The 23,764-nt window shown below is 40.4% G+C and carries 29 protein-coding genes and 3 tRNA genes; 11 read left to right on the top strand and 21 right to left on the bottom strand.

Annotated features, from left to right (window positions below; translation table 11 throughout):
* Positions 1-117: 117 nt before the first annotated feature.
* Genes CLOSYM_RS06130 through CLOSYM_RS06105 form a run of 7 tightly spaced genes read right to left on the bottom strand, consistent with a single transcriptional unit; the run spans position 118 to position 7,241 of the window.
* The gene (locus CLOSYM_RS06130) at positions 118-2,373 is read right to left on the bottom strand and encodes an AAA family ATPase (RefSeq protein ID WP_021641401.1); all 2,256 of its coding nucleotides are present in this window, start codon (positions 2,371-2,373) and stop codon (positions 118-120) included.
* Positions 2,336-3,922: a DEAD/DEAH box helicase gene (locus CLOSYM_RS06125; RefSeq protein WP_021641400.1), complete on the bottom strand. Its 1,587-nt coding sequence runs from the start codon at positions 3,920-3,922 to the stop codon at positions 2,336-2,338. The genes CLOSYM_RS06130 and CLOSYM_RS06125 overlap by 38 nt, the downstream gene beginning before the upstream one ends.
* Before the next feature lie 3 nt (positions 3,923-3,925).
* The gene (locus CLOSYM_RS06120; RefSeq protein WP_044902188.1) at positions 3,926-4,378 is read right to left on the bottom strand and encodes a DUF669 domain-containing protein; all 453 of its coding nucleotides are present in this window, start codon (positions 4,376-4,378) and stop codon (positions 3,926-3,928) included.
* A 14-nt stretch (positions 4,379-4,392) separates the two neighbouring features.
* Positions 4,393-5,529, bottom strand: a complete 1,137-nt coding sequence (locus tag CLOSYM_RS06115) for an ATP-binding protein (RefSeq protein WP_021641398.1) — start codon at positions 5,527-5,529, stop codon at positions 4,393-4,395.
* Positions 5,530-6,801, bottom strand: coding sequence for an AAA family ATPase (locus tag CLOSYM_RS06110; protein WP_021641397.1), 1,272 nt, complete (start codon positions 6,799-6,801; stop codon positions 5,530-5,532).
* A gap of 15 nt (positions 6,802-6,816) precedes the next feature.
* The gene (locus tag CLOSYM_RS22970; protein WP_021641396.1) at positions 6,817-6,975 is read right to left on the bottom strand and encodes a hypothetical protein; all 159 of its coding nucleotides are present in this window, start codon (positions 6,973-6,975) and stop codon (positions 6,817-6,819) included.
* A gap of 14 nt (positions 6,976-6,989) precedes the next feature.
* Positions 6,990-7,241 (bottom strand): hypothetical protein, encoded by a 252-nt coding sequence (locus tag CLOSYM_RS06105; RefSeq protein ID WP_021641395.1) that lies wholly within the window; start codon positions 7,239-7,241, stop codon positions 6,990-6,992.
* Between the two features lie 95 nt (positions 7,242-7,336).
* On the opposite strand from CLOSYM_RS06105, the gene CLOSYM_RS06100 reads away from it, so the two are divergent.
* Positions 7,337-7,693, top strand: a complete 357-nt coding sequence (locus CLOSYM_RS06100) for a DUF6173 family protein (protein ID WP_044902187.1) — start codon at positions 7,337-7,339, stop codon at positions 7,691-7,693.
* A 152-nt stretch (positions 7,694-7,845) separates the two neighbouring features.
* Here the strand turns inward: CLOSYM_RS06100 and CLOSYM_RS22725 are convergent, their stop codons facing one another.
* Complete coding sequence (locus tag CLOSYM_RS22725; RefSeq protein ID WP_021641393.1) at positions 7,846-8,019, bottom strand: hypothetical protein; 174 nt, start codon at positions 8,017-8,019, stop codon at positions 7,846-7,848.
* Positions 8,020-8,035: 16 nt separating this feature from the next.
* Positions 8,036-8,629 carry a BRO-N domain-containing protein gene (locus CLOSYM_RS06095; protein WP_278245244.1) on the bottom strand — a complete coding sequence of 198 codons (594 nt, stop codon included), beginning with the start codon at positions 8,627-8,629 and terminating at the stop codon, positions 8,036-8,038.
* 169 nt (positions 8,630-8,798) lie between these two features.
* Between CLOSYM_RS06095 and CLOSYM_RS06090 the strand changes: the two genes are divergently transcribed.
* A complete protein-coding gene (locus CLOSYM_RS06090; RefSeq protein WP_044902185.1) occupies positions 8,799-9,164 on the top strand; it encodes a helix-turn-helix domain-containing protein in 366 nt (121 codons plus the stop codon).
* Between the two features lie 301 nt (positions 9,165-9,465).
* Here CLOSYM_RS06090 and CLOSYM_RS24000 read toward each other — a convergent pair whose 3' ends face one another.
* The gene (locus tag CLOSYM_RS24000) at positions 9,466-9,636 is read right to left on the bottom strand and encodes a helix-turn-helix domain-containing protein (protein ID WP_242828648.1); all 171 of its coding nucleotides are present in this window, start codon (positions 9,634-9,636) and stop codon (positions 9,466-9,468) included.
* Between the two features lie 130 nt (positions 9,637-9,766).
* Here CLOSYM_RS24000 and CLOSYM_RS06085 point away from each other — a divergent pair, with 130 nt between their 5' ends.
* Together CLOSYM_RS06085 and CLOSYM_RS06080 are read left to right on the top strand one after the other, a co-directional pair.
* Positions 9,767-10,801 carry an MORN repeat-containing protein gene (locus CLOSYM_RS06085; RefSeq protein WP_021641389.1) on the top strand — a complete coding sequence of 345 codons (1,035 nt, stop codon included), beginning with the start codon at positions 9,767-9,769 and terminating at the stop codon, positions 10,799-10,801.
* A gap of 200 nt (positions 10,802-11,001) precedes the next feature.
* Positions 11,002-12,087 carry a site-specific integrase gene (locus tag CLOSYM_RS06080; protein ID WP_021641388.1) on the top strand — a complete coding sequence of 362 codons (1,086 nt, stop codon included), beginning with the start codon at positions 11,002-11,004 and terminating at the stop codon, positions 12,085-12,087.
* A 30-nt stretch (positions 12,088-12,117) separates the two neighbouring features.
* Here the strand turns inward: CLOSYM_RS06080 and CLOSYM_RS06075 are convergent.
* Both CLOSYM_RS06075 and CLOSYM_RS06070 read right to left on the bottom strand, forming a co-directional pair.
* Positions 12,118-12,197, bottom strand: a tRNA-Leu gene (locus CLOSYM_RS06075).
* Positions 12,198-12,606: 409 nt separating this feature from the next.
* Positions 12,607-12,679, bottom strand: a tRNA-Ala gene (locus CLOSYM_RS06070).
* Between the two features lie 207 nt (positions 12,680-12,886).
* On the opposite strand from CLOSYM_RS06070, the gene CLOSYM_RS22965 reads away from it, so the two are divergent.
* Both CLOSYM_RS22965 and CLOSYM_RS06065 read left to right on the top strand, forming a co-directional pair.
* The gene (locus CLOSYM_RS22965) at positions 12,887-13,039 is read left to right on the top strand and encodes a hypothetical protein (protein ID WP_003509052.1); all 153 of its coding nucleotides are present in this window, start codon (positions 12,887-12,889) and stop codon (positions 13,037-13,039) included.
* Positions 13,040-13,215: 176 nt separating this feature from the next.
* A tRNA-Thr gene (locus CLOSYM_RS06065) sits at positions 13,216-13,288 on the top strand.
* A gap of 102 nt (positions 13,289-13,390) precedes the next feature.
* Here CLOSYM_RS06065 and CLOSYM_RS06060 read toward each other — a convergent pair.
* On the bottom strand, positions 13,391-14,587 hold the full coding sequence (locus CLOSYM_RS06060; protein ID WP_242828647.1) for a tyrosine-type recombinase/integrase: 1,197 nt from the start codon (positions 14,585-14,587) through the stop codon (positions 13,391-13,393).
* 261 nt (positions 14,588-14,848) lie between these two features.
* Here CLOSYM_RS06060 and CLOSYM_RS06055 point away from each other — a divergent pair, with 261 nt between their 5' ends.
* Entirely contained in the window at positions 14,849-15,184 is a 336-nt protein-coding gene (locus tag CLOSYM_RS06055) for a hypothetical protein (protein WP_021641386.1), read from the top strand.
* A complete protein-coding gene (locus tag CLOSYM_RS06050; protein ID WP_021641385.1) occupies positions 15,181-16,986 on the top strand; it encodes a RepB family plasmid replication initiator protein in 1,806 nt (601 codons plus the stop codon). The genes CLOSYM_RS06055 and CLOSYM_RS06050 overlap by 4 nt, the downstream gene beginning before the upstream one ends.
* On the opposite strand, the gene CLOSYM_RS06045 is transcribed toward CLOSYM_RS06050, so the two are convergent.
* On the bottom strand, positions 16,983-17,213 hold the full coding sequence (locus CLOSYM_RS06045) for a hypothetical protein (protein WP_021641384.1): 231 nt from the start codon (positions 17,211-17,213) through the stop codon (positions 16,983-16,985). The two genes, CLOSYM_RS06050 and CLOSYM_RS06045, sit on opposite strands and share 4 nt — an antisense overlap.
* Positions 17,214-17,984: 771 nt before the next feature.
* Here CLOSYM_RS06045 and CLOSYM_RS06040 point away from each other — a divergent pair.
* From CLOSYM_RS06040 to CLOSYM_RS22720, 3 genes are read left to right on the top strand one after another with little or no spacing between them, the layout of a single operon-like run.
* Positions 17,985-18,893 carry a hypothetical protein gene (locus CLOSYM_RS06040; protein WP_021641383.1) on the top strand — a complete coding sequence of 303 codons (909 nt, stop codon included), beginning with the start codon at positions 17,985-17,987 and terminating at the stop codon, positions 18,891-18,893.
* A gap of 45 nt (positions 18,894-18,938) precedes the next feature.
* On the top strand, positions 18,939-19,505 hold the full coding sequence (locus CLOSYM_RS06035; protein ID WP_021641382.1) for a hypothetical protein: 567 nt from the start codon (positions 18,939-18,941) through the stop codon (positions 19,503-19,505).
* A complete protein-coding gene (locus CLOSYM_RS22720) occupies positions 19,498-19,674 on the top strand; it encodes a hypothetical protein (protein WP_021641381.1) in 177 nt (58 codons plus the stop codon). The genes CLOSYM_RS06035 and CLOSYM_RS22720 overlap by 8 nt, the downstream gene beginning before the upstream one ends.
* Positions 19,675-19,699: 25 nt before the next feature.
* On the opposite strand, the gene CLOSYM_RS06030 is transcribed toward CLOSYM_RS22720, so the two are convergent.
* The 7 genes from CLOSYM_RS06030 to CLOSYM_RS06000 are packed head-to-tail and all read right to left on the bottom strand — an operon-like array spanning position 19,700 to position 23,536.
* The gene (locus CLOSYM_RS06030; RefSeq protein ID WP_021641380.1) at positions 19,700-19,885 is read right to left on the bottom strand and encodes a MerR family transcriptional regulator; all 186 of its coding nucleotides are present in this window, start codon (positions 19,883-19,885) and stop codon (positions 19,700-19,702) included.
* Complete coding sequence (locus CLOSYM_RS06025) at positions 19,882-20,514, bottom strand: hypothetical protein (protein ID WP_021641379.1); 633 nt, start codon at positions 20,512-20,514, stop codon at positions 19,882-19,884. The genes CLOSYM_RS06030 and CLOSYM_RS06025 overlap by 4 nt, the downstream gene beginning before the upstream one ends.
* A gap of 5 nt (positions 20,515-20,519) precedes the next feature.
* On the bottom strand, positions 20,520-20,861 hold the full coding sequence (locus tag CLOSYM_RS06020; protein WP_044902184.1) for a Cna B-type domain-containing protein: 342 nt from the start codon (positions 20,859-20,861) through the stop codon (positions 20,520-20,522).
* 1 nt (position 20,862) lies between these two features.
* On the bottom strand, positions 20,863-21,324 hold the full coding sequence (locus CLOSYM_RS21965; RefSeq protein ID WP_049943579.1) for a Cna B-type domain-containing protein: 462 nt from the start codon (positions 21,322-21,324) through the stop codon (positions 20,863-20,865).
* A complete protein-coding gene (locus CLOSYM_RS06010; protein ID WP_021641376.1) occupies positions 21,317-21,841 on the bottom strand; it encodes a hypothetical protein in 525 nt (174 codons plus the stop codon). Before CLOSYM_RS06010 ends, CLOSYM_RS21965 begins: the two co-directional genes overlap by 8 nt.
* A gap of 15 nt (positions 21,842-21,856) precedes the next feature.
* Positions 21,857-22,693: a transglutaminase-like domain-containing protein gene (locus CLOSYM_RS06005; protein ID WP_021641375.1), complete on the bottom strand. Its 837-nt coding sequence runs from the start codon at positions 22,691-22,693 to the stop codon at positions 21,857-21,859.
* Between the two features lie 18 nt (positions 22,694-22,711).
* Positions 22,712-23,536 (bottom strand): transglutaminase-like domain-containing protein, encoded by an 825-nt coding sequence (locus CLOSYM_RS06000; RefSeq protein ID WP_021641374.1) that lies wholly within the window; start codon positions 23,534-23,536, stop codon positions 22,712-22,714.
* Positions 23,537-23,764: the final 228 nt, after the last annotated feature.

Genomic DNA, 23,764 nt, shown 5'->3' with positions numbered 1-23,764 from the left:
AACCTGTTATTTTCCTTCATTCTTTCCCTAGGGAAAATAACGCAACCTGTATGTATCTTTCCCTGAGGAAAATAACATGATTTCTGTTTTTTTCTTCCCTGGGAGAGAAGGGAAATTTTATGTTTTTTTCCTTACCTCGCTCTCTACAACTTCAAATCCGCCGTGCTCTTTCAGACGGCTCCTAACTGTTTTTTCACTCACTCCAAGGTACTCGGCCAGGTCAGAAACCATCACTTTTTCTTCAATTCCACAGGCTTCAAAAGCCGTTTTGATGGATTCTTTCCTCTCCTTCGCTTTCTGTTCTTTCGGCTTTCGGTTTGCCATTGCCCGCTTCCAAGGAGGCTGTTCCGCATCTGGTTGTATGTCGTTCAGGATACCAATCTGATCCACCTTATGTACCGGATAGTCAAACCACAAGTTCACTGGTGGGAACTTCGGGAACTCCCTTAAAGTCCCCTCAATACGCCAGGCCGTCACAGCCCTGGCCTTTGTCTTGGCGGCCTCCACAATGCGCTGCAGTGCCTTCCACTGCCATTCATCAAGCTTGTTCTCGCAGTAATTCAGCATCTGGTAACTGCTGCACAGGTCGTCCTGTGATAGGTCGTCATCCCACTTGTAATGTGCATCCAGATATTGCTTGCAAGCGGCACATACTGCCTTATTCTCTTCGGCCTTCAGCACATCCTCCGACAGATCCAGTTCAATCATGTCCAGCATAGCGTCCGGATCCCTGGCAAAAACCCCGGAACCGGATGCCCGGTCCATGGACTTCTTTCCTCCCTGGCTGCCTTTGCTGTGATGATGGCAGTAGATAACAGCCACCCCCAGTTCCGTGCAGACCTTGTCAAACTGATTACAGAAATTTGCCATCTGATCTGCGCTGTTTTCGTCACCGGTGATGACTTTGTAGATTGGGTCAATAATGATGGCAATATAGTTTTTCTTGGAAGCCCGACGGATGAGCATCGGCGCCAATTTATCCATGGGACGTGACTTCCCGCGCAGATTCCAGATATCTATATTTTTAAGGTTCTCCGGTCGCCAACCTAGGGCCCGGTAGACGTCCTTAAAGCGGTGCAGGCAGCTGGCCCGGTCAAGCTCCAGGTTAACATACATCACTTTCCCCCGTGAACATGGCCATGAAAGCCACTTCTGGCCCTCCGCAATGGCAATACAAAGTTCAATCAGGGCAAAGGATTTCCCCGCCTTGGAGGGGCCGGCAATCAGCATCTTATGGCCCTGACGGAGCACTCCTTCAATAAGAGGGGGGGACAGCTCCGGAAGGTTGTCCCAGACTTCCTCCAGGCTTTCCGGATCTGGCAGATCATCGCTGATACTCTCGATCCATTCCTTCCATTCCGTAAAACTTTCTTTTCCGATATTGGTATCTACCAGGAACTGTTTCTGCCCGGCCCGCATCACCCCGGGCATCCGGGAGAGCCTGGACGGGTTCCGGTTCTGCTTATCAATATTCAGCCCGTTTTTCTTGCAAATATCGTACAGATAGTCAACCCGCTGCCGGTATTCCGCATAGTTCCCGGCGTCGATACGGACAATCGCGTGCAGGCTTTTCTTCCCGGAATGCACCAGGCAGGCCACCGGAAGTTCCAGTTCCCGAACAATAGCATTCTGCTTTTCAATTTCCATGGAATCGGATTCCACCAGGGCATACCGGAAGTCCGTCACATTGTCATTCTTACAGCCATTTCCGTCCAATGGGTTGAATCGGATCCATGCCCCAACTTCCGGGTTGTAGTCTCCCAGGACACTCCCAATATCACCATCACAGTGGGACAGTTCCTCGATTAACTGCCCAGCGGTCCGATCCCAGTTCCCTTTAGTGGGCATGTAGCGCCCCTCTTTTTCAAAACTTTTAGTGACATAGCCTACGTTCTCTGTAGAATCAAACAGCGTTTCCAGGTACCGGATTAAATCTGCAATCGGATCCCAGTTATCGGCCGGAGGTTCAATCTCCTCTCCCTCCACCCAGTTGCTGTCAACTATCTTTCCTTCCTCAGAAATGGAATCTCCCCAATCCAGTGACGTTCCCTGGTCAACCGGCGGCGTCCACCCCTGTTCCCTGGCTAACTGCACCAGGGTACCGCCTGTTACCGGAGAAGTAGCCGCACCGTGGAACCCATTCCACTTCCGGTCACATTCGCCTGCATGATACCGGCTGGGATCTCTCTGGCTCCAGTCATCCCAAACCCGCACACTGTAACCTTCGTGGTGCAGGGCCATCCCCACATTCAGCCAGTCCTGGTAATCCAGCGCTGCAGGCTCAATTGATTCAAGTATCTCCAAGAAGTCATACTGGTTACCGTCCATCATCTGCTTACTCCCCCTCTCTATATTCGTTCGGCTTAACGCCATTCGGGATTTTCCATCCATTGGCGGCAATCCGATCTATCATTTTTTTTGCCGTTTCAAACTGCCATGTCCCTACATGCTGGAACCCCCGACTCTCCAAAAAGCGGATTTGCTTTGGAGTGGTAAGTCCCTCCTCCCGGCGCAGGTGCAGCCGATCCAGAATCTTGGCCGCCTTCCCCGCACTTTCAATTTCATCCGGAAGGATCCCCAGTTTCTCCAGCGTACTCTTCTGTCTATCGGAAGGCGGCGCTAATTCCCAGCCGAATGCCGGAACGTATCCGGCCAGGTCTTCCGCCTGAATACTCATTTCAAACTGCAGCGGATCCACCAGCTTTTTCTTCCGGGTGCGCATCTCCTTAAGCTGCTTGGCCAGGGCTTCTTCCCGTTCCGCAATTACTTCCTCAGATGCCTTTTTCTCCGCCTCTTCAATATCCACCGGGCAGCCACAGGCTTCTTCCAGATCTGCCGTCATCCTCTGGGCTACCTCTTTCTTGTCGCAAATCAGGTCAGCCGGATGGCACAGTTCATGCCGCTCCGTATGCCAGAGGAAGTCTAAGAGTAAAAGGTGTTCCTTGCCTGGGTGAAGCCGTGTGCCTCGTCCTACCATCTGGCTGTACAGGCTCCGTACTTTCGTTGGCCGCAGCACTACAATACAGTCCACGGATGGGCAGTCCCAGCCTTCTGTCAGCAGCATCGAATTGCACAGGACGTTATAATCGCCCCGGTCAAATGCTGCCAGAACTTCTGCACGGTCTTTGCTCTCCCCGTTCACTTCTGCCGCACGGAATCCTTTTTCGTTTAAAATGTCACGGAACTTCTGGCTGGTCTTTACCAGAGGAAGAAACACGACCGTTTTTCGTTCTTTGCAGTATTTCTGCATTTCTTCTGCAATCTGGTACAGATAAGGATCCAGCGCCGTTGCAATGTCACCAGCCTTAAAGTCACCGGACTGCATCGCCACGCCGGATAAGTCTAACTGCAGGGGAATGGTCAGTGCCTTAATTGGGGAGAGATACCCTTCCCTGATTGCTTTCGGCAGTGTATATTCATAGGCAAGGCTGTCAAACACCTCTCCCAGGTTCCGCATGTCGCCGCGATCCGGCGTAGCCGTCACGCCTAACACCTGCGCCCCGTCAAAATGCCTCAGGACCTTTTGATAGCTGTCTGAAATGCAATGGTGGGCCTCGTCAATAATAATGGTATTAAAGTATTCGGCAGGGAACTGTCCCAGCCGTTTTTCCCTCATCAGGCTCTGCACGGAACCCACCACAACCCGGAACCAGCTTCCCTGGCAGGACTGCTCCGCTTTTTCCATGGCGCAGCCCAGGCCAGTCGCTTTCCAGATCTTGTCCGCCGCCTGTTCCAGGAGCTCCCCTCTATGGGCCAGGATAAGGATCCGGTTCCCTTTCCGGACTTGATCCTCTGTCACCTTGGCAAACACGATGGTTTTGCCGCAGCCGGTTGGAAGAACCAGCAGAGTCTTTTTGATGCCTCTCTCCCATTCTTTCTCAACCGCTTTCCTGGCTTCCTCCTGATAAGGCCGAAGTTCCATGGCTTAAAAGTTCCCTGCTGTAAATTTCTTCGGCTCATAGGGCAGATACTTGGACACTTTATTGTTCCTTTTTGGATTCCCGTTTTTATCAGTATAGGAATTCACAATCAATTCCACTTTCCCCGCGGAACCTGGTACCTCGTTCCAATTGGGGCGCAGCGGCTCCCCTTTCTTTTTCTGTCCGATAGAGAGGAAGAACTGGCTTAAGCGCCACTCCGCTTTTGTGTTTAAATACAGGCTGTCAAATACCTTTCTCTCATTACCGTCCTTGTCTGTCACGAGAAGTTCCAGATTGGCCATGTTACAGGCTGCCATCTTCTCACTGCCTTGAAATCGGGCTCGTTCCATCGAGGCCACTGTAAATTCATACGCACCGGCCGGGAGGGGCTCGAAGTCCTGCCCCTCGTTATTAATTTCCTCATCCCAGCCAATCTCTTTATTCTCAAAATCACTCATTGTCATGTCCTCCTTTAATTAAAAACCAGCGCATCATTCTTCTTCATTTCCTGAACCATACCATACACTTTAGCCCAGGCGCCAACCAGGCAGCCGTCTACAAAGTCCTCCGGATAATCTCTGACCGCCATATCCGCAGGAAAATACCCCCTAGCCGCTACCACATTTTGAAGATCCCATTCGTCCACACCTCCGGCGATCATCAGATCCCGCAGTTTCTTCGGAATCCTGACATCCGGTTCCGTAGTTTTTTGTGATGTCATAGGTTCTGGCTTGCTCTCCATAGGCTCTGCCGCCGGCGTTTTCGTTTCATACTTTTCCTCGCCCTTACTGGCCGGAAGCTCTGGCATTAAATCCATCTTTCCCTGGATTGCATTCACCGCAGTATTCCTAACTGCATCCGGCTTCGCCGCCTGTCCGGGATGCTGCCCTCCAATGATGTGTAAAATAGAGCTATAATCAAAGGGGACCTCATCCGGCAGTCCATAGCGGTTCTTGGCGTCCCAGCAGCTGTGATGGGTGGTATACATCACCCGCTTGCCCCCCTGGGCCTTGTTCTTTCCTTTCTGGGTTCCCTGGCCGTCTACGTTGACTACCATGGTTTTATAATTGCAGAACAGAACCATATCAGCCCATTCTTTCACCATGGGAGCTACTCCCTTGCTGAGCTTCATCTCCCACCGGTCGTAAGCCCCTAATTCATCTGGCTGTTCAAACTTACGCATTTTTGCATGGGCGGTTAGAACAACATGGATCCCGGCATCCACCACTTCGGATAGAAGATTTAGAAACCGTCCGAATTCTTCCTGGATGTAGATATACCCCTTTCCATATCCGAACTCCTCAATGCTGCTTTTGTGGTTCTTATCGCAGACATGGGTAATGCAGAGCATTTCCGCCCAATCTGCTGTATCCACAATAAGCGTCCGACAAAGCTCCGGGTGGGTATTTACATATCGCACCTGCTCTAACATCATAGCCCAGCTGCTGGGCGGCTCTGTCCGGGCCACATCCATATCTTTTGTACTGCCTTCTGTATCAATAAACAGCGGTTCCGGAAACCGGGAAGCAAACGTGCTTTTTCCGATCCCTTCAGGGCCATACACAACCACTTTTCTGGCCCCAGGAATTTTTCCTCTAATCACTTTCATTTAAAACACACCTTTCTTCCATTCTTTCTTTTCTGCCGGCACCGGAGGTTCTTCCCCGGCTACACAGCCGTCTTCAATAATGATGGAACATTCCTCTCCTGTGCTTACTCGGGTTGCAATGGCCTGCAGTCCTTCCTGTTCCAGCCAGGCTCCGAAATCCTCCAGCGTCTTTCGATCCATCTGTTCCAGCTTGTCCAATAAAACAAACCCGCAGTTGGGATTCAGTCTCCGGACAATGGCCGTTGCTACTTTCAGGCGTTCGGACCCAGACATGTTGTCCCACTGCTGACCCTTATAAATCAGTTCCCCGTCCTGAATAGACAGCTCCGGGAGGGGGAGGGCGGCTCGTTTCAATAGTTCCATTTTGGCCTTCCTGGTATTCTCAATCTTTTCTGTCAGAAGGCTGTACTGCCGGCGGTATTCCCTGGCATCCTCTTCCGCCTTATCTTTATCCAAGTTGGCACGGACTTTCCGGTTGATTTCCTCTATGTTAGAGATATTTTCCTCCAGTTCAGCCGTAGACTGATCCATCAGTTCTTCGGTTCCTGTCCGTGCGGTTTTCAGGTCTGCTTCCAGGGTGGCCTGTTTCTGGAGCAGTATCTGTAATTGCTCCGTTACAGCCTGATATTCCTGTTCCAACTGATGGAGCTGCTGCCGTTTTCTCTGGTTTTCCCCGTTCTTCGCCAGGATTTCCTGCTGCTGACGGATTAACTCAGAAGCAGAGATAATTTCTGACGGGGCATCCGGAAAGTAGAGCTGCTCCTTCGCGTACTTCTCTTTTTGGTCTGCAATCTGGCCGATTGCCTGACGCTCGTTGTACTGCTCTTTTTCCTGTTTTTCCAGGGCGGCCAGCTGCTCCCCAACCCCAATAATATTTAGCAGCACCTGGGCTTTTTCTTTCCCGGAAGCTTCCATAAACTTTGGAAGGTCTAAGGCCAGCTGTTCCACAAAGTCATTCAGGAGCTGCTGCCCGCCCTTTTCTCCCTTGGGATCTGTCACTTTTAAAGTGCTGTTTTTCCCTTTTCGCTCCACTACCAGCCCGTTATTCATTACAATATGTAGCATCGGCGGGATGACGGAGCCTTCCCGCTGGGGCTGTGACGGACGGTACTTCTCCCCGCCCAAGGCCCAGGCAATCGCATCCAGGACAGAAGTCTTCCCCTGGTTGTTGTCCCCACCGATCACAGTCAGGCCATTGGCGGTCGGCTCCAGCTTTACCGCCTTAACCCGCTTGACATTTTCGATTTCCAGCTTATTGATTTTCATTGCCATCTTGCAATCCTCCTCTCACATCCATCCGGCCGCCCGCAGGAACACCCCGGCCGCAATAATCCACCCGTATGTCATCCACACCATCAAACTGGTCATCCGTTTTACCTGTTTGTTTGCTTCTGCCTCTCTTGCCTGACGGACAGCCTCGGGGCCATCGTTATAATGTTTGTGCATTGGTATCACCTCCTTTACATAATGGTCTTACGCTGTTCCTCCGGTACCCCCAGAGCTTCGCAGAGCAGCCACAGCTCTCCCGCCCGGAAGGTGGCTGGCTCCGCTTTCCGCTTCTTAAATGTCTCTACTGGCATATTAATCGCCTCCGCGATTCCGGCATTGGTCATATTCCTGCGTGTCTTATGTTCGCTGATAATTGCTCGGACATTTTCTGCCCGCTGGCGGGTGTAGGCGGCATAGGCGGCCGCTTTTTGTTTGCCTGTCATGCTATCGCACTCCTTTCTTGTCTTTTTTGTCTCCTCATTCTATAATGTACTTACAGGTGTTGCAGCGCCGAGTACAAAGGAAAGGAATATTCATTATGCTCAATTATTCTGAAATGACCGAAGCCCTGCGTGACTGCCATATGGCAGACTGGAAGTACGAAAAAATCATAGAAGAAATTCAAGACTTCGAAAAAGGCTTAGATGATGAACATGAAATTGCTATAAAGCTTGCCTCTTTTGGTTCTTCTATCACAATGGTTGTCACCTCTATCGGATATCAAAATCCCGATATGCTGTATTTTTACGGATTTGTCAATGGAAATAATGCTCAATTAATCCAACATATAAGTCAACTGAATTTTCTTCTTACTTCGGTAGAGCGAGAAGATAAAACTAAACCCGTTCGGCGGATTGGCTTTCGTGCCCCTGATGACGCGGACGAATCGATTTAGTCGTCTGCTTGAGCAACCGCTCTGTAATAGCGTCAATAATTTCTTGTGGCTGGCTTTGAACTTGCCCTTCAAGGTCAGCTACCCTCTTTTCTAACTCTTCCCACTTCTTCTTTGAAACCCACACTACACTTACCCTCCTTTTCTTCTGCTCATCATTTACCTTCTCCCCCTGACTGTGCTGGGGGCAAAAGTTTATCTTCGGCTCTTTTCTTTTTGTCCATTGCCTTTGATTCAGCTGTGCCAAGGAAGTATCCCTTGTCAAACTCAGACATCTTCGGAAGCGCTTCCGCAATGGTTTCCAGAATTTTTTTATCCTTCTCGCTCATTTTTTCACCTCGCTTTCTATGCCGTCCTGCTGTCTTTCCACCCGGAAGCCAGCTTATATACTTCCTCGCTCACCGATAGCTCCAGACCGTACTTGTCCTTGATTTCCATCAGCTCAACCGTATCTTCCAGGAACTCCTGCCTGTCCACCAGCATTTCCGGGGACATGTCCGCTTTCTTTATCATCTTGGAATGTCCATACTTAATAGACACTGCCTTATTGGATATGGTATTGGCTTTGATAAAATCGACTCGTTTCGGTTTCTTCAATCCCCGATTAAGCCTTCCCATCATCTCGCACTGATGCTCCTTGTCTAATATGCGGAATACCTGGAATCCTTCAAGCCCGGATTGCTGGCGCAGGGTCTTTAATATGGTAAACACCCAACGCTTGAATTCCTTCGCCTCCTTCTTGTGGCTACCAAACACAGCGTCATAGATTCCAAATTCACTCAATAGTACAGATTTCATATTCATACCCGACAATTTGTCGGATATCAAATCTTCTCTGTTAAGGCGCTTTGTCATGGCATTGGTTTCGGGATACCCCAGCGCCTCCGCCACATCCTTTGCTACCGCCCACCACTCTCCGCCTATTTCCGCAAAACGGATAGGATAACCGTTCCAAAGTTCTGTTTTTATCTCCTCACCTCCCGTGTTACTATGCCACTATTATAAGTGGCTTAATATCATTTGTCAAGAGTTTCTTGTGGCTTAATAACTTTTTGTTGACTATGCCACAATTTTGTACTATAATATGGTCATGAGAGGTGGTGAGTATATGGATGAACGGATTAAATTAATAAGGAAGAAATTAGAATTAACACAGCAAGAGTTTGCTGATAAACTTGGGATAGCTAGAAATAATATAGCTGGCTATGAGACGTGCAAAAGGTCTCCCAGTGATGCTGTTATTTCTCTTATCTGTACCAAATTTAACATCAATGAGGAATGGCTCCGTACTGGTGAAGGTGAAATGTTTGTGCAGCGTACCAGAAATCAAACCATAACAGATTTCTTAGGGGATTTGATTATAGATGATAACACTTTTAAGAAACGGCTTATCGAGGCCCTGGCTGAGTTGGATGAAAGAGATTGGGAGAGCTTAGAAAAACTTGCAACCAAACTTGCAGATAAAAAGGACTAGGTTTTCACCTAGCCCAATAGCCTTTTCGCAAAACGGTATACAAGTTCAAGTAGTTCGACATTGTCCGCCCTTTTAATAAGGTCAATAATATTTTTTTTGTAGTCGTCTCCGTTCATATGTACGCCCCCATTTCTCGAACGTTTGTTCTGAAATCATGATATCATACTTTTGAAAAATGCACAATAGATTTTTCAGAACATATGTTCGTTTTGTTATATGGTTATTGTTGTATATATAACTTAAACGTCTATCGATAAATGCGCGTTACTTGATTTAAGGATTTGTCCGAGAACTCGGACGCTTATTTGATATCCGACTCATAAAGGTCAGATATTCGAAGATTTAGCCCCCTAGCAATGTCTTCCAATGTGTCGAGCCGGGGGATCGTACCATTGCAGATATCTGATATGGTCGATCGGGGGATGCCTGTTAAATAACTAACTTGACGGATAGTTAATTTTTTGCTATACATTATTTCGCTTAATAAAATTTTCATTATAGTTAAATTTTACTATAATATTTTGTAAATAAATATGGTAATTGTTGGAATTAAAATAGCCAATGGCTCTTTAATAAAACACTTTCTATAAGGAGAATTATTTATGAAAAAATACCTATTACCTATTTTACTGCTATCTATTTCATTAACTGCGTGTACTGGAAAAGCTAAAGATGCTACAATTTCAAAACCGTCTACAGTTTCTTATGGGGAGTCACAGCAATCATTTGTGGAAAACCAAAAAATATCTCTTGAATTGTCATATGGACGGAGAGATGGAAGTTATACTGGTCAAGTAAAGAACGGATTACCACATGGCGAAGGCACCTTTTCATCATCAAGCAAGGATGGAACTAAATGGACTTTTAGAGGCACTTGGGCTGATGGGCACTATAACGGATATGGATTCACAGTATGGGAAACCGGACAAATGGAAATGGGAATTTATGAAAATGATGTGATTCAAAAAAACGGAATTACACTTTTTGATGATGGACAAGTATATAAAAATTCCGATGAATCATCACGAGATCCTTCCATAGCACAAACATCTGATCCTATAAAAGTAATGTTAGTTGATAGTGGTTGGTGTAGTTATAAAAATAGTTCCTATACCCATGTGCCATACGCAGTACAAATAAAAAATCCTAATTCTGACTATGCAATAGAATTTCCAACTATTACAATTACTGCAAGGGACGCAGACGGGAAAATTTTAAAGACAGACGAGCAAGTATTAAATTCTATTTCAGCCGGGGATACGATTTTTTATGGCAGTGAAATATTTTATGAAGGATACGAACCGGAAGCTGTTGAAATAAGCGTTACAAATAGAGACAGTAATTTCGAAAAACAAGATAACAACATATATGTAAAACAAAGTGATTTTACTATTTTTAACATTTCTGAAAATAGCAGAACATTCAAAACTTTTACCGGAGAAATAACTAATAACAGCATTGTAAATTTGGATAAAGTAGCCGTTATAATTATTTATAAGAATTCTGACCAAATTATTGGTGGAGATATTGGATTTGTGGATGATATGGCCGCCGGAAGCACAAAAGCATTTGAAATGTCTGTTGATTCAGGCATGACGCAATATGATTCATATGAATTTTATGCAATCCAGTGGTAATTAATTTATAGATTTTATTCAAAAAATCGTAAGAAAGCAAAAAGCCCCTGTGCTACCAACACAGAAGCTTTTCACATAGATTCTCTCTTGCCGGTCGCCCGGAAGATATTCTTTAGTTTAGACACCTAAATTATATCATCCTCGGAGCGTCCTGGCAAGGGGTGTATTAATTTTACCCCAAAATAGGAAGGAATGATATTATGGCAACAGCAAAAAAACTCCCCTCCGGCTCCTGGCGCTGCCTGGCCTACAGCCATACTGAAAAAATATTTGACGAAAAAACCGGAAAATGGAAAAACAAGCGAATCTATGAATCCTTTACCAGTGATGATCCATCACCGCGCGGAAGAAAACAGGCAGAAGCTGCCGCTATTGCTTTTCAGATAAATCGGGAAAAGCAGAAAAAAGCATCGCCCAGTGCAGAAATCAGCCTTGGCGAAGCATATGACAAATATATCGAATCAAAAAAGAATATTTTATCCCCCAGAACTATACGGGAATATAAAATTGCCAGGAAGCATGATTATACTGCCTTGATGGATAGGAACATTAATACTTTGACCCAGGAGGATATAGACCGCGAAACTACTGCAGCAGCCGAAGCCCACTCCCCCAAAACCGTCCGCAACATGCACGGCCTGCTTTCTTCTGTGCTAAAAAAATATCGCCCAGATTTCATTTTAAAAACGGAGCTTCCAAAAAAAGTCCGGCCGCAAATTTATGTCCCGTCTGACAGCGAACTAAAGAAAATAATGGAATATGTTGCTGGAACCGAAATGGAACTTCCGATCCTCTTGGCTGCATTTGGCCCGATGCGGCGCAGTGAAATTTGTGCTTTAGACAGTACGCACATATCTGGCAACATTGTACATGTAACCCAGGCAATGGTCCTGGACGAAAATAATAAGTGGGTCATTAAGCCACCAAAATCATATGCTGGCGACAGGTATATTGAATTTCCGGATTTTGTCGCTGAAAAATTCAAAGGCCGTTCAGGGAAAATTGTGAAACTGTCTCCGGCCAATATCACAGATCGTTTTGCAGCAATATTAAAGGATGCTGGTCTGCATCATTTCCGCTTTCATGATCTTCGCCACTATTCTGCATCCATACAGCATGCGTTAGGGATTCCCGATGCATATATCATGCAGCGCGGCGGATGGGGGAGCGATGCCGTTCTGAAAAATGTATACCGGCATGTTATGATTGAAAAAACAGATGAGATGAATAAGAAAGCAAATGACCATTTTTCTTCTTTATGCAACACGAAATGCAACACAAAGTAAAAAAAGTACCGTATTTACGGTACTTTTCAGTGCGGGTGACAGGACTTGAACCTGCACGTCGTGGACACTAGATCCTAAGTCTAGCGCGTCTGCCATTCCGCCACACCCGCTTTTATCGTTCTCCGGTGAACTCCCACACAGATACTATCACCGAAAAACAGCAATACTATTATATAAGAGAGCGGCAGGTTTTGTCAATTAGATTTCATACGTTTTCTCTAACAGGTCTTCACATTTTTTTCACAAAGATTCCAAACTTTCGACACATTTATTCTGTAATATAATAATCAGCAGGCAGGACCTGCAGTAATACTTTTTCATACTCCTCCGGCAGGATTGATTCCTGCCGGATTCCTCTGTCTAAATCTGTTTATTTCCCAAAACCATACCGTTGCGCAGATGGAGACTTTGACTACCCGAAACAAGGTCATGCCCACATAAAAAAACATTATTTCCAAACACTGTTAATACAGTCTCTCGAAATAATGTTTTTTAACGTATATAAATTCAACTCTATAATGGAGCATACGGGATTCGAACCCGTGACCTTTTGAATGCCATTCAAACGCGCTCCCAGCTGCGCTAATGCCCCGTTCCTGTATATCACTTTTTCAGATGTTGATATTGTATCATAAAATAATAAAAAAGGGAAGAGTGTTTTTATATTTTATAATGTTTTTATTATTTCTATAATTTATGTTTTTAATGAAATTGCAAGAACTTAACCCCAACTGAAATCTGCATAGTTTTTCCGTATCCGCAGATACTAATAAAGCTATAGGAAAGGATGGTGAACCTGATGAAAAATGTATATGATGACGGCAATATTCCCGAAATAGATTTGCCGAAAACCTCCAATGCGACATACGACGTACCGGATGAATTTCCGGTCAGCACAGAACCGCTTCCGGAATCCGAACGTCCAAGAAAAGACGGACCTGGAGGAAATTAAAGAATTCTTTGGAATCATCTCCTGCTGCCTGCCCAGGTTTTATTTGACTGTGGCTAACCGGCAGACAGCAGGGTTGATTTTATACATAACCTGCACCTGCTTGCAGAATTTTGCCACAAGGTAGTTGACAAAAACCTGTTACCGTGATAAACTATTCAAGGTTCAAATAACCAGATGCTGCTGTGGCTCAGTCGGTAGAGCGTCGCATTGGTAGTGCGGAGGTCACGGGTCCGATTCCCGTCAGCAGCTGGATCAGAAAATGGCAGGAACCTTGAAAAATCAAGGCTCCTGCTGTTTTTTTGTGTTTTGAATCTTACTCGACTTCACTCGACTAATAACTCGATATTACTTTTAGGAAGCTTTACGAGCATTAATTGCTTGGATGATATTCTCTTTTGTCTTTTTGCGTTTATAATAGTATCGCATTGTGGTTTGGATATCAGCATGTCTCATCTGGATTTGCACGATTGATTGTGCCATATCGCTATCGATTAAATCTGTAGCATAAGATTTTCGCAAGCTGTGTAGTCCTCTGGGTTCTAAATGTAAATCGGGAATTACATGTCTACGCAAGTAATCATTGAATGTATATGTTCGCATTCCCTCAAAAATGAAATCTGTAGGTTTTTGAGCTTCTGATACTTCTAGAATTTTTTTATAGATATCAATAGCTTCATTGTCTAAGTACGCAACATTTAATCGTGTTTCTGATTTTGCGTCCTCTTCTTCCGTAATTGTATAAACAGTTTTCCCGGCTTCGTTTTTGTACTTACGTTCAATCCGACTAATCTTATATTCACAATCATCAATATTTGTGTCTCTCTTCTGGAGTGCCACCAATTCCGAAATCGCAATTCCCGTTTTGAGCATGTACAAAATACCTAGCGCTCGTAAATCATCTGAATGGACTTGGCAATACGCTTGTAACAACATTTCTTCTTCATCCGTCCAAACAACGTCTGCTGTTTCTCGTTTATTAGTTTTATCATATTGTTTGGGTTTAATTTGCATTTTCCTCTTTATAGCAGATACATCAATACCGTTTTCATCAGAATAAAAATATACAATATTTAATAATCCGCAAAGATTAGAAAAATTCTTTTTACTTATACCAGTTATAAGTTTCGATTCCAAAAAATTCCTGATTTCATCCGAAGTGATTTTTGTCACAGGCTTTTTATCAATCTCGGAATCTTTGACATATCTATCATAGTCATTTAGATATCGGTCATAGGTATTCTTGAGAATCTGTTTGAGTTTTAGTTTTCGATCAAGCTCCCTAAGCATAACAGTGTGAAAAGTTAATTCAAGTGACTTGTAATAGGTAATGATTTTTTGTTCCAATTTAGCTTGTGTTTTAGCTGTTTTAACTTTACCACCCAATATCGTGCAGATTAAACCTTTGCTTCGATCAGGATAAATAGTTTCTTTGTGCATTGATAAATATCTTTCTCTGTCAGTCATAGCTTTTTTTATTGCACAAACTAAATCATCATCAAACATTATTAAGTTTTCAAGGTTCAAAACACGTTCGGTTGTTGTACTCACTAATTGACCTTTCTTAGCCAAAATCTTTTAATGAGTAGGAAGTCTACGAATGGAACAGGCGCAAGCGGCTATGCTCTAAGCTGGCACTAAAGATTTTACCAACCTTCCTCTGTTAAGCTCGTAGACTAAAACCAATTTAATTATAACAGTTAAGTAAATATCGTTCAAGCCACGGTGAAGAAATTTAATTTTTTTTTTAAGAAGCGTTATTTTTCACCTCCGCTTACATACTAATAGTATAAAAATTCAGGAGGTATTTACATGAAACATTTATATGAACTAATAGCAACCGTTGGTGATACTATTATAGACTACAAACAATTTGATAATCCTAAAATCGCTTATGATTTTGTTAATAGAATAAACCAAAATTGTATTATTTCACTGTTTTGCGATAGAATGCTTATAGAACAACTGCAAAAGCGTTTTGAAATAAAACTGGTTTTAAATTATTTTACAGAGGATTTAATTAGATGTGCATACGAAACTTATTGTAAGAACTGTCAGCACAATGGCATAGAGGAACTATCATTAGAACAGTGGTGTACTTCTACTTTAACAACGGCACTCACTGAACATATGGAGGTGAGTCCATGACGGATCAAGCTCTAAAGTCTGTACATATAGAAAATCATCTTGTTGAAAAAATTCATATTGAACCTAGCATGACGCTAACTCTAAATCAACAAAAATTGATTTTGTATTTAGCAAGTTTAATTAATGAGTATGATACGACACTCCAAGAAATTGAATTGCAGATAAGCGACTTTTTCAAAATTATAGGACGTTCATATTCCAGTAAGAGTAAAGAACTGTTAGAAAAAAGTCTTGTTCATCTTGGGTCAAAAGTCTTTTTTCTTCCTAATGAGTCCGGCGATTATAAAGTATTATGTAGATGGCTGGATACTGTTGAAATTGACTATCGTAAAAATGTCTTGCACTTAAAGCTAAGCGAAACACTTGCGCCATACTTTCTTGAGCTAAGTGGCAAAGCTCGAACGATTTTTCAGTTTGGGTATATTCTACAGTTTAGAAAAAGTTATAGTATCGATCTTTATCTTTATTTTTGCCGCTTCAAGAATTTGAATCGCCCTGTTATGATCCCTGTTGATGAAGCTCTTCTTCGTTTTGGAAATGGTACTTATAAAAGATACACTGATCTGATGAGATTTGTTATAAAACCAGCTACAGACGAAATCAATGAAAAATCAGATTTGACAGTTTCTTTTAAAGCTATCACTGAAAGCAGAAAAACTACACATATCTGTTTTTATATAATTAAAAAAGTGGGTAATCAAAAATTAGTTGCTGAATCTTGGAAGAATCAATACAAAAAACCAAATTTAAAAAATGTAATCGAAGAATTATTTGAAAATGATTTTATCAAAGAAGCTCAAGAGCGAAATATACTTTCCAAAAATATTTCATCCGATGACCCAACTTTAGACGATTTTGGTTTAGAGACTTTGGTTAAATTGAAAAAGCATAAATCAAAAGTAAGTAATAACTTTATTGAAAAAGCAAACGGCACTAATTTGATTGAGTTTTTAGAAAGTGTACATCCTGAAAGTGTGACATATTCAAATGGGAACTTGGTTAATGCAGATCATGATAGTCTTGTAATTTTTGGTGATGGGTATTACAGGTATAGTTGTAATGAGTCGGGCACTCCAGTGTATTATTTGACTAAATACTTAAATTACAACCTTAACGAAGCGGTGCAAGCACTTATCGCTTTTGAAGGTGGTTCAGAACGCACTAGAACCCTTGTAGAGTGCCCTAAAAGCTTAAATCATACATTTTACCGACCGTGTGATAACGTACTAGCAAATGAGGCTGTGAAAGCCTATTTGACAGAGGAACGTGCATTGAGTAAAAATGTAATTGATAGGCTTTTCGATGAGGGCAAAATTTATTCAGCGTCAGTTAAAGGTCAGGGAAAACAATACGTGTGCTTTTCTAATAACAAAATAAATTTTTATATACTGCGAAATACCGAACCGGATGGAACACAAAAATTAATTATTAGTGATGATTCTTATGGATTTTGGTTTTTTACAAGTGAATCACAAAACACACGCCGCGATATTTTTAATTATTTTGAAAAGCAAAATGAGGATTACAGTTATAAACTGCCTTTGTTCGTGTGTGAGTCCAGTATAGACGCTATAAGCTTGTATGAATTAACAGAAAAGCGAGGTATATATGTAGCTATGGGAGGTTTGAAGAATGGCACATTTGATAATATAATTAACTCTTTTCCTAATGCCACTGAAATTATTTTAGCTGTTGATAATGATCCGGCTGGTGATAAATTTTGCAAATACAAGAATTACAAAAGAATCAAACCAGAAGCAAAAGATTGGAACGAGGACTTACAAAACAAAAAGAGAGCTTAGCTCTCTTTTTTTGTCTCTGTTAATAATTTTGATTTTACATCATCTAAACTCACGTTATGCTCTGCAAGCAACTCTACAAGCTCAATAGCTTCTGCTGTTTTGAGTTGTTCAGAAAGTGTCGTGTATTCGGCTTCATACGTTTCTAAATCCGTCTTTAACTTTGAAATTTTTTCCGTTAACTTATCCATCCGCATTTTTGTTTTTTCAATGTTAATCTTTTTTGCCATTTAATATTTCCTCCTGGACTTTTTATTTTAGTATATCATTACTACTAAGCTACTACAAGCAATTTTTAAAGAGAAAGCTAAATATCAACAATGTGGATATTTTTATTTCTCGCATTCTTTTCCAGCTTACGGAGCGGGTTATTCTCATATTTTTTGATTTTTAATCAAAAAATGTGGGAGTAAACCGCGAAAACTAGGGTGATATTGATTTTTTTATTACATACTAATACTGTAAACTAATTTTATTTTAATTTCAAAACAGTATAACAAGCTGGATAGTAAGCGAGAAATGAAAGTTTTTTGATAAAAAGTAGCCTTTGCGGAAACAAAAAACGAAACTTACTTAAACACTTTGGTTAGTGAAATCTTTATGGAACTAACAGCTAGTACGATGAAAACTTTTTGGATTCGAGCGTGTGTTTGAAATTGTGTAACTCATTAATAGAATTGATTTTTGATTTTTTTGATTAGAAGCTTTATAAAAACAACGAGGTTTTTGTAAAAAAGAAGATTAAAACTTTTGGGAATTAATTGCGGATAGTCATGAATCGGACTGTAAAAAAAGATTTAAAGTGTTATTGATGGCACTTAAAAATTTCATCAATCGACTATTGCCTGTCGCTAAATTGTTCACTGCGAAGTAGTAGTGATGTGCTATCATGCTTAGCTTCAACAAAACAAAAATTAACATTATGATGTCGGGTACAGAGTTAAACTCTAAAGAAATTTAGAGCTTACCTCTGTGTCTGACAGCAAAAACAGGAGGGTATTATGTCAAGACATAGGGAAAAAAGAAAGACACTTGTGGATCAAGTAAAACAAGTGTTGGATTCAAAACTTGCTATAGGTCAGAGTAAAAAAGCTGACAAAACTATTTATTATCGAGATGATGATGGAAAAATTTTATATGATGAAGCAGGTGAAAAGATGGTTCTTCAACCAGACCTGACAAAAGAAAAAATTTATTCATGGAGTACATACAAAGCATATCTTAAACATAACTGCTACTTTGTGAAGTGGTGCAAAGATGAGCATGAATGTAGAAAATTATCAGATTGCAGACAATATGTTGATGAGTACTTGAAAAAATTGATTGATGATGGGAAGTCAGCTTATACGATAAAACTATCTGCGCAATCACTTGCAAAATTGTATAACTGTAGTGTAAAAGACTTCATTGAAACACCAGCTCGTAAACGAAAAGATATTGTTAGAAGTCGTGATGTGGTAAAGTATGACAAACATTTTTCTGAAAAAAACAATGCAAAGCTTATAAACTTTTGTAGGTGTACTGGATTAAGACGAGCGGAGTTGAAAGCATTACGAGGTACAGACTTACTTGAAAAAGATGGTAAATTCTATCTGCACATTCATTCAGCAACTAAAGGTGGACGAGAGAGAATTTCACCAATTATAGGTTCGGATGAGGAAATTAAAGCTGTTGTTAACCGGATGAGAGAAGTTGGTTCTGGAAAAGTTTTTTCTAAAATACATAAAGCGGCCGACATTCATAGCTATAGATCGGATTATTGTACTAAAGTATATAAACTGTATGCTCGTGATCTAAATTTTTTAAGCTATAAAGAAAAATACTACTGTAAAAAAGATTTAGCTGGGACTTGCTATGATAGAGAAGCTATGAGAAAAGCAAGTGAATCTCTAGGCCACTCAAGAGTTTAGGTTATTGCTGGACATTATTTAAGAAATCTTTAGGAGGTATATAACATGCAAAAACTATATTTAAATGAGGACAACAAGCTTAAACCTGTTGATTCAGAACATGAAGCAACTCATGTTCATATGACAATCGAAGAATACAACAATCTTGTCAATGCGAACGAAAATTTAAGACGTATCGTTAGAGAAAAGTCAAATGCAGATCGTGAATTGATTCCTAAAAAAGAAAGAAGCGGTTATTTAATTTCAGGATATGATACATATAAATTGCGATTGGATGTTGATGAGGGTAAACCATTTCTAAATGTGCGTAGATTGTTATTAGAAAGCCCGTATTCGGTCAGTTCTGATTTTTTTGAAACCGAAAATTTAATTTATCAGGATATTGATGTAAAGCTTTACAAACTATTACAAGCAGAAGCTATTGTTAAATTGGATTCTATAGATTCAATAGAAGCTGTTAATGAAATCGCTGAATCAGAAAATAAAATTATCATAATAGGACATGTTGAAATGCAAAGAAATGGACAATGGGCTGTTAGACTTTATACAAACTATACGCCACAAGTGCCAGAAGATTTTATAAAACAGCAGGGAGGTGATAAAAATGATTAGTGCAGGATTTGTAAAAGCATTTGAACTAAGTTTAAAAACTTTTGCAGAAGCAGCAAAACCTGTTGTAAAAGCAACTGCGGATTTGTCATTAGAAGCCGGACAGGCTGTTGTAAAAGATTACGTAAGAACATTAAAACATTCAGTTGATCGAAATAACGAAGCCAGATAAAAATAAGCCAGCATTACGCTAGCTATTATTTTATTTGAGATTGTTTTGCTTTTTGCTCTTTTGCTTTCATAAAATCCAATAGATCTTGTTCAAGAATTAGATATGGACTAGAACTAATGATAGGACAGTCAGGGTCATGCAAAATTCTATAAGTAGTTTTTTTTGATATACCGAGTAACTTCATAATATCTCTGTATGTTAATACATTCATGATGATTCCTCCTTATCTTTCTTTTTGCTGTGTTTATAGTTGTGTATCAAATAAACTAGACCTGTTAATGATACTGCAAAGCTCACAAGAATTATATATCCGGGATCGCCTGTGGGTGGAAGTGTGCGTAAAACTCCCTTGTCGTCAATATAATATTTTGCACGTGAACTAGGTCTTGAGTGTTCATAATAGGCTTCGATGGTTCCAACTTTTTGTTTTTCTATATGCTCTGGTGCTGGTGTTGGCGGCGTCTGTATATCAGCAGGATAATTCACGATATCATCTTTTGGTGGCTCTGGTGCTGGGTCTTTTGGTCGAATATTTATTGGTTTCTCTGGTTTTGGTGAAGCGTCAGATGGTGTAGAAACTGGATCATCTTCATCATCAAACTCAAAATCATCATCAGGACTAGGATCAGCGTCCGATGGCGTAGAAATTTTAATTTTTGTATTTATTATATCTATCGTGATCTGTTTATTGACTGATGGCTCTGTTTCTACTGGAACGTCAAATTCATAGTCATCACCATTTCCCTGATTGTTCATACCAGCGAAAGTTGCGAAAGTTGATACAAGTAAACTACAAACAATTAATGCAATCGCTATAATTTGGTGTTTTTGTTTTTTCATATCTATCACCTCTCTAGGTATGTTGCGGTATATCCATCTGGAACTTCTTCAACAACTGTATAAATATCGAACTCGCAATTTGTAAAAGAGTATGTCCAGTTATCCGCTTCGCATGTTTCAACTGTTTGCCCTGTGTCTTTCCCATTTTTGTATAAATGAATGATAATTTTTTCAGGACGAATCCTGTCATTGTCATCATTATCAATCCATATTTTTTTTCCAACCACGTCAACATAAAATTCATAATCACTACCATTGCCCATATTGTTTGTTCCTGCGAAAGTTATTGAATTAAAAGAAAGTGCAATCATTAAGATTGCGATTGCACTTTTAAATTTACAGTTCATGTTAATCACCTACAATATAGTCAACAGTATATCCCTCTGGAACTTCTTCAATGACTGTATAGTCTATAAGCGATCCATCTTTGTATTGTGGAAGATTTTTAAAGCTGTATTTCCAGTTTGTTGCTTCTGATAGGGTTGTTGATTTTCCTGTATCCTCTCCATCAGCGTATAAGTGGATTGTGATTTCATCTGGTCTTGTACCATCCTGATCGTTATTGTCTACCCACGTTTTAGTTCCTGTTACGTCAACTAAGTAAATCTCGTGTGTGTTCACAATATCGATGACAATCTGGGTGTTAGTTGATGGCTCTGTTTCTACTGGAACGTCAAATTCATAGTCATCACCAGGGCCTAAGTTATTCATTCCAGCATATGCTGTAGTTGTAGTTGCAAAAATCATTGTGGCTATTAAGCAAAGTGCAATAGCTCCATTTTTTTTCATAAAGTTTAAAATGTTATTCATATTGAATACCTCCATAGTTTTTTTGTTTAATATTATGTTGATTGTTTAAAGCTTTGTTGATTGCGATTTTGAAAGTTTCAAGTTCTTGTAAGTTATAAATTTTATAATTTGTAGTTTTATAAACAGGGCGTACAACCTCACCTCCATGCCCATGGTCTAAGAAATAGGACTTTTTTGAAACATCTATATCAGAACGCCACAGAACTAAAATGTGTTCTTCGTTTGCGTCTGTTGTTATGTATAAATCAGAGCTTTCTATATCGTACTTGCTTGCAATAAGCGTGTATTGACTGTACCTCCAAGTTCCATCAATGAATAAAATTTGCGGAGACTTAGACCAGTCAAAACCTAAAATTTTCTTTGAATCCATGTCTATAATCAAAGCGTCATGCTTAAAATTTTCTGTTGGACAACGAATCATAATCAAGTTTGGAAAAATTAAAGTTTGGTTAAAACTCTGGATGAAACGATCTAACGAGTCGTTATGAGGTGCATATAATTCTTTGTGATACATCATAGAAAATCACCTCTTTTATCTGGTAGCTATAATAGTTTCATGGGAACTATAAGTTGAAGCTTGTTCTCTTGACAGCAAATACAAATAGTGTCGTTCTTCTACTAAGTCGTGATAATCGTTATGGCAACAGTCCAGTTCATAAGCCACATCATCAATAATAACTTGATTCCATGCGTGATCTGAACCAACGACATAATAAGCTTCAATACCTGCGCCTTGTGCAAGTGCTCTAAAAAGATAAGCGTAGTCATTACAAACACCTTTGTGGCTTTCATAAATTGATACATAATCTCCACGGGAGTCTATATCATAAGTTATTAAGTCGCAAACAAAATTGTTTAAAATTTCAATAGCCTCTATTTCGTCCATGCCATTGTATATGCTTAACTGTGGAAGTAATTGGTAAGAATAATTTACAAAATTTTGAGTTTTAATCGCTTGAGCAATATGTTTATTTTTGATGGTTAAATCCATACGCCCATTATCGTAATTGGTTTGCTCTACTGGTTCAGTCAAAGTTGTTGGTAAATATTGAGTTCCATTTCCAGCGTCCATTAAGTATATATCAGTCAAATAATTTAATTTGTATTTAGTTATGTTTGTATACCAATCTATAGAAAGACTTGGAAAATCTTTTGAGGAAATTTCAATGTAATCTTCTTCTGGATGTTCTATAAAGTAGTCAATAGTGGCTTCAATAGCTCTTTGTTCTTCATCTGTTAGTGTCTGTCCCTCTTTGACTGTATAAATTGGACAATCAGTTTGTAGCTCACACTGCCCGGCAAGAGTCGGAATTGTCATCATGGTTACAGTGATAACTGTTTTTACTATAAAGTTTTTAATATGTTTCATGTTGATTACCTCCGTAAGTTAATATTTTTCATCTATAAATTTGTGATTGTTAGTTTTGCTCATTTGATTTCTTGTAAGCATAAATAAGTCATGATTGTTATTTAGGTCATTGAAACAGGAATCTAACTCATAAGCTATACCATCAATGAAAATTTGATTCCATGCATGATTTTCTGTATTACTAGCAATATAATAAGCTTCAATACTTGCACCTTGCGCAAGTGCTTTGACTAACATAGCATAGTCGGTACAGACACCTCTGCGAGTGGAAAATATATGAATAAAGTCACCTTGGTAATTTTCGTCATAAGTTACTAAGTCACAAACAAAATTATCGATTTTTTTAAGAGCTTCAATTTGATCCGTACCGTTATGTATGCCGAGTTCTGGAAGTTGGCGATAGGTTTGATTTAAGAAATCTTGAATTTCTAATGCTTCACGTACATGAAGATTTTTAATGCAAAAATTTGTTATGCCATCAACTTTGCTTTCACTTGTAAGAAAGCATGGAATTGTATTGAGTACAAATTTTTTATTACTAACGATAAGAATATCATCAAAAATGTAATCTAATTTTTGGGTAACTATGTTCATATACCAGTGAGCGTCCATACTAGGAAAGTCTTTTGATGAAATGCTTATGTAATCTTCTTCTGGATGTTCTATAAAGTAGTCAATAGTGGCTTCAATAGCTCTTTGTTCTTCATCTGTTAGTGTCTGTCCCTCTTTGACTGTATAAATTGGACAATCAGTTTGTAGTTTACATTGTCCGGCAAGAGTCGGAATTGTCATCATAACTACAGTGAGAATTGTTTTTACTATAAAGTTTTTAATATTTTTCATACTTAACACCACCAATAGGGATTTTGAAATTAATAATTTATTTGCTTCTAATAGTATTATGTGAGAAGCATTAGGAAAAAAAGTGAAAATATGCGCCTAAAAGTGAAAAAAAATTATTCAAAAGAAAAGTTTATTTTGCGTTTTTTCTGACTGAATCTTACATAATATTTGTAGTTGCAAATAATTGCAATCAAGAATAGCATTCTGGTGATATGTCAAGAACTTTTT

Origin of the sequence: [Clostridium] symbiosum ATCC 14940, assembly GCF_000466485.1 — a bacterium.
Classification (GTDB): domain Bacteria; phylum Bacillota; class Clostridia; order Lachnospirales; family Lachnospiraceae; genus Otoolea; species Otoolea symbiosa.
Note: the sequence above shows the minus strand (reverse complement) of the source record. Positions and strands in the feature narration are given on the sequence as shown.

Excerpts from the sequence above, each read along its gene's own strand:
- CLOSYM_RS06085 (WP_021641389.1), top strand. The coding sequence starts at position 9,767 with ATGAAAAAATACCTATTACCTATTTTACTGCTATCTATTTCATTAACT.
- CLOSYM_RS06105 (WP_021641395.1), bottom strand. The coding sequence starts at position 7,241 with ATGACAGGCAAACAAAAAGCGGCCGCCTATGCCGCCTACACCCGCCAG.
- CLOSYM_RS06045 (WP_021641384.1), bottom strand. The coding sequence starts at position 17,213 with ATGGCAAAAAAGATTAACATTGAAAAAACAAAAATGCGGATGGATAAG.
- CLOSYM_RS06055 (WP_021641386.1), top strand. The coding sequence starts at position 14,849 with ATGAAACATTTATATGAACTAATAGCAACCGTTGGTGATACTATTATA.
- CLOSYM_RS06115 (WP_021641398.1), bottom strand. The coding sequence starts at position 5,529 with ATGAAAGTGATTAGAGGAAAAATTCCTGGGGCCAGAAAAGTGGTTGTG.
- CLOSYM_RS06050 (WP_021641385.1), top strand. The coding sequence starts at position 15,181 with ATGACGGATCAAGCTCTAAAGTCTGTACATATAGAAAATCATCTTGTT.
- CLOSYM_RS06100 (WP_044902187.1), top strand. The coding sequence starts at position 7,337 with ATGCTCAATTATTCTGAAATGACCGAAGCCCTGCGTGACTGCCATATG.
- CLOSYM_RS06030 (WP_021641380.1), bottom strand. The coding sequence starts at position 19,885 with ATGAATGTATTAACATACAGAGATATTATGAAGTTACTCGGTATATCA.
- CLOSYM_RS24000 (WP_242828648.1), bottom strand. The coding sequence starts at position 9,636 with ATGTATAGCAAAAAATTAACTATCCGTCAAGTTAGTTATTTAACAGGC.
- CLOSYM_RS06035 (WP_021641382.1), top strand. The coding sequence starts at position 18,939 with ATGCAAAAACTATATTTAAATGAGGACAACAAGCTTAAACCTGTTGAT.
- CLOSYM_RS06080 (WP_021641388.1), top strand. The coding sequence starts at position 11,002 with ATGGCAACAGCAAAAAAACTCCCCTCCGGCTCCTGGCGCTGCCTGGCC.
- CLOSYM_RS06125 (WP_021641400.1), bottom strand. The coding sequence starts at position 3,922 with ATGGAACTTCGGCCTTATCAGGAGGAAGCCAGGAAAGCGGTTGAGAAA.
- CLOSYM_RS06090 (WP_044902185.1), top strand. The coding sequence starts at position 8,799 with ATGGATGAACGGATTAAATTAATAAGGAAGAAATTAGAATTAACACAG.
- CLOSYM_RS06120 (WP_044902188.1), bottom strand. The coding sequence starts at position 4,378 with ATGAGTGATTTTGAGAATAAAGAGATTGGCTGGGATGAGGAAATTAAT.
- CLOSYM_RS06010 (WP_021641376.1), bottom strand. The coding sequence starts at position 21,841 with ATGATGTATCACAAAGAATTATATGCACCTCATAACGACTCGTTAGAT.
- CLOSYM_RS21965 (WP_049943579.1), bottom strand. The coding sequence starts at position 21,324 with ATGAATAACATTTTAAACTTTATGAAAAAAAATGGAGCTATTGCACTT.
- CLOSYM_RS06005 (WP_021641375.1), bottom strand. The coding sequence starts at position 22,693 with ATGAAACATATTAAAAACTTTATAGTAAAAACAGTTATCACTGTAACC.
- CLOSYM_RS06020 (WP_044902184.1), bottom strand. The coding sequence starts at position 20,861 with ATGAACTGTAAATTTAAAAGTGCAATCGCAATCTTAATGATTGCACTT.
- CLOSYM_RS06000 (WP_021641374.1), bottom strand. The coding sequence starts at position 23,536 with ATGAAAAATATTAAAAACTTTATAGTAAAAACAATTCTCACTGTAGTT.
- CLOSYM_RS06040 (WP_021641383.1), top strand. The coding sequence starts at position 17,985 with ATGTCAAGACATAGGGAAAAAAGAAAGACACTTGTGGATCAAGTAAAA.
- CLOSYM_RS22725 (WP_021641393.1), bottom strand. The coding sequence starts at position 8,019 with ATGAGCGAGAAGGATAAAAAAATTCTGGAAACCATTGCGGAAGCGCTT.
- CLOSYM_RS06110 (WP_021641397.1), bottom strand. The coding sequence starts at position 6,801 with ATGGCAATGAAAATCAATAAGCTGGAAATCGAAAATGTCAAGCGGGTT.
- CLOSYM_RS22965 (WP_003509052.1), top strand. The coding sequence starts at position 12,887 with ATGAAAAATGTATATGATGACGGCAATATTCCCGAAATAGATTTGCCG.
- CLOSYM_RS06130 (WP_021641401.1), bottom strand. The coding sequence starts at position 2,373 with ATGGCGTTAAGCCGAACGAATATAGAGAGGGGGAGTAAGCAGATGATG.
- CLOSYM_RS22970 (WP_021641396.1), bottom strand. The coding sequence starts at position 6,975 with ATGCACAAACATTATAACGATGGCCCCGAGGCTGTCCGTCAGGCAAGA.
- CLOSYM_RS06025 (WP_021641379.1), bottom strand. The coding sequence starts at position 20,514 with ATGAAAAAACAAAAACACCAAATTATAGCGATTGCATTAATTGTTTGT.
- CLOSYM_RS22720 (WP_021641381.1), top strand. The coding sequence starts at position 19,498 with ATGATTAGTGCAGGATTTGTAAAAGCATTTGAACTAAGTTTAAAAACT.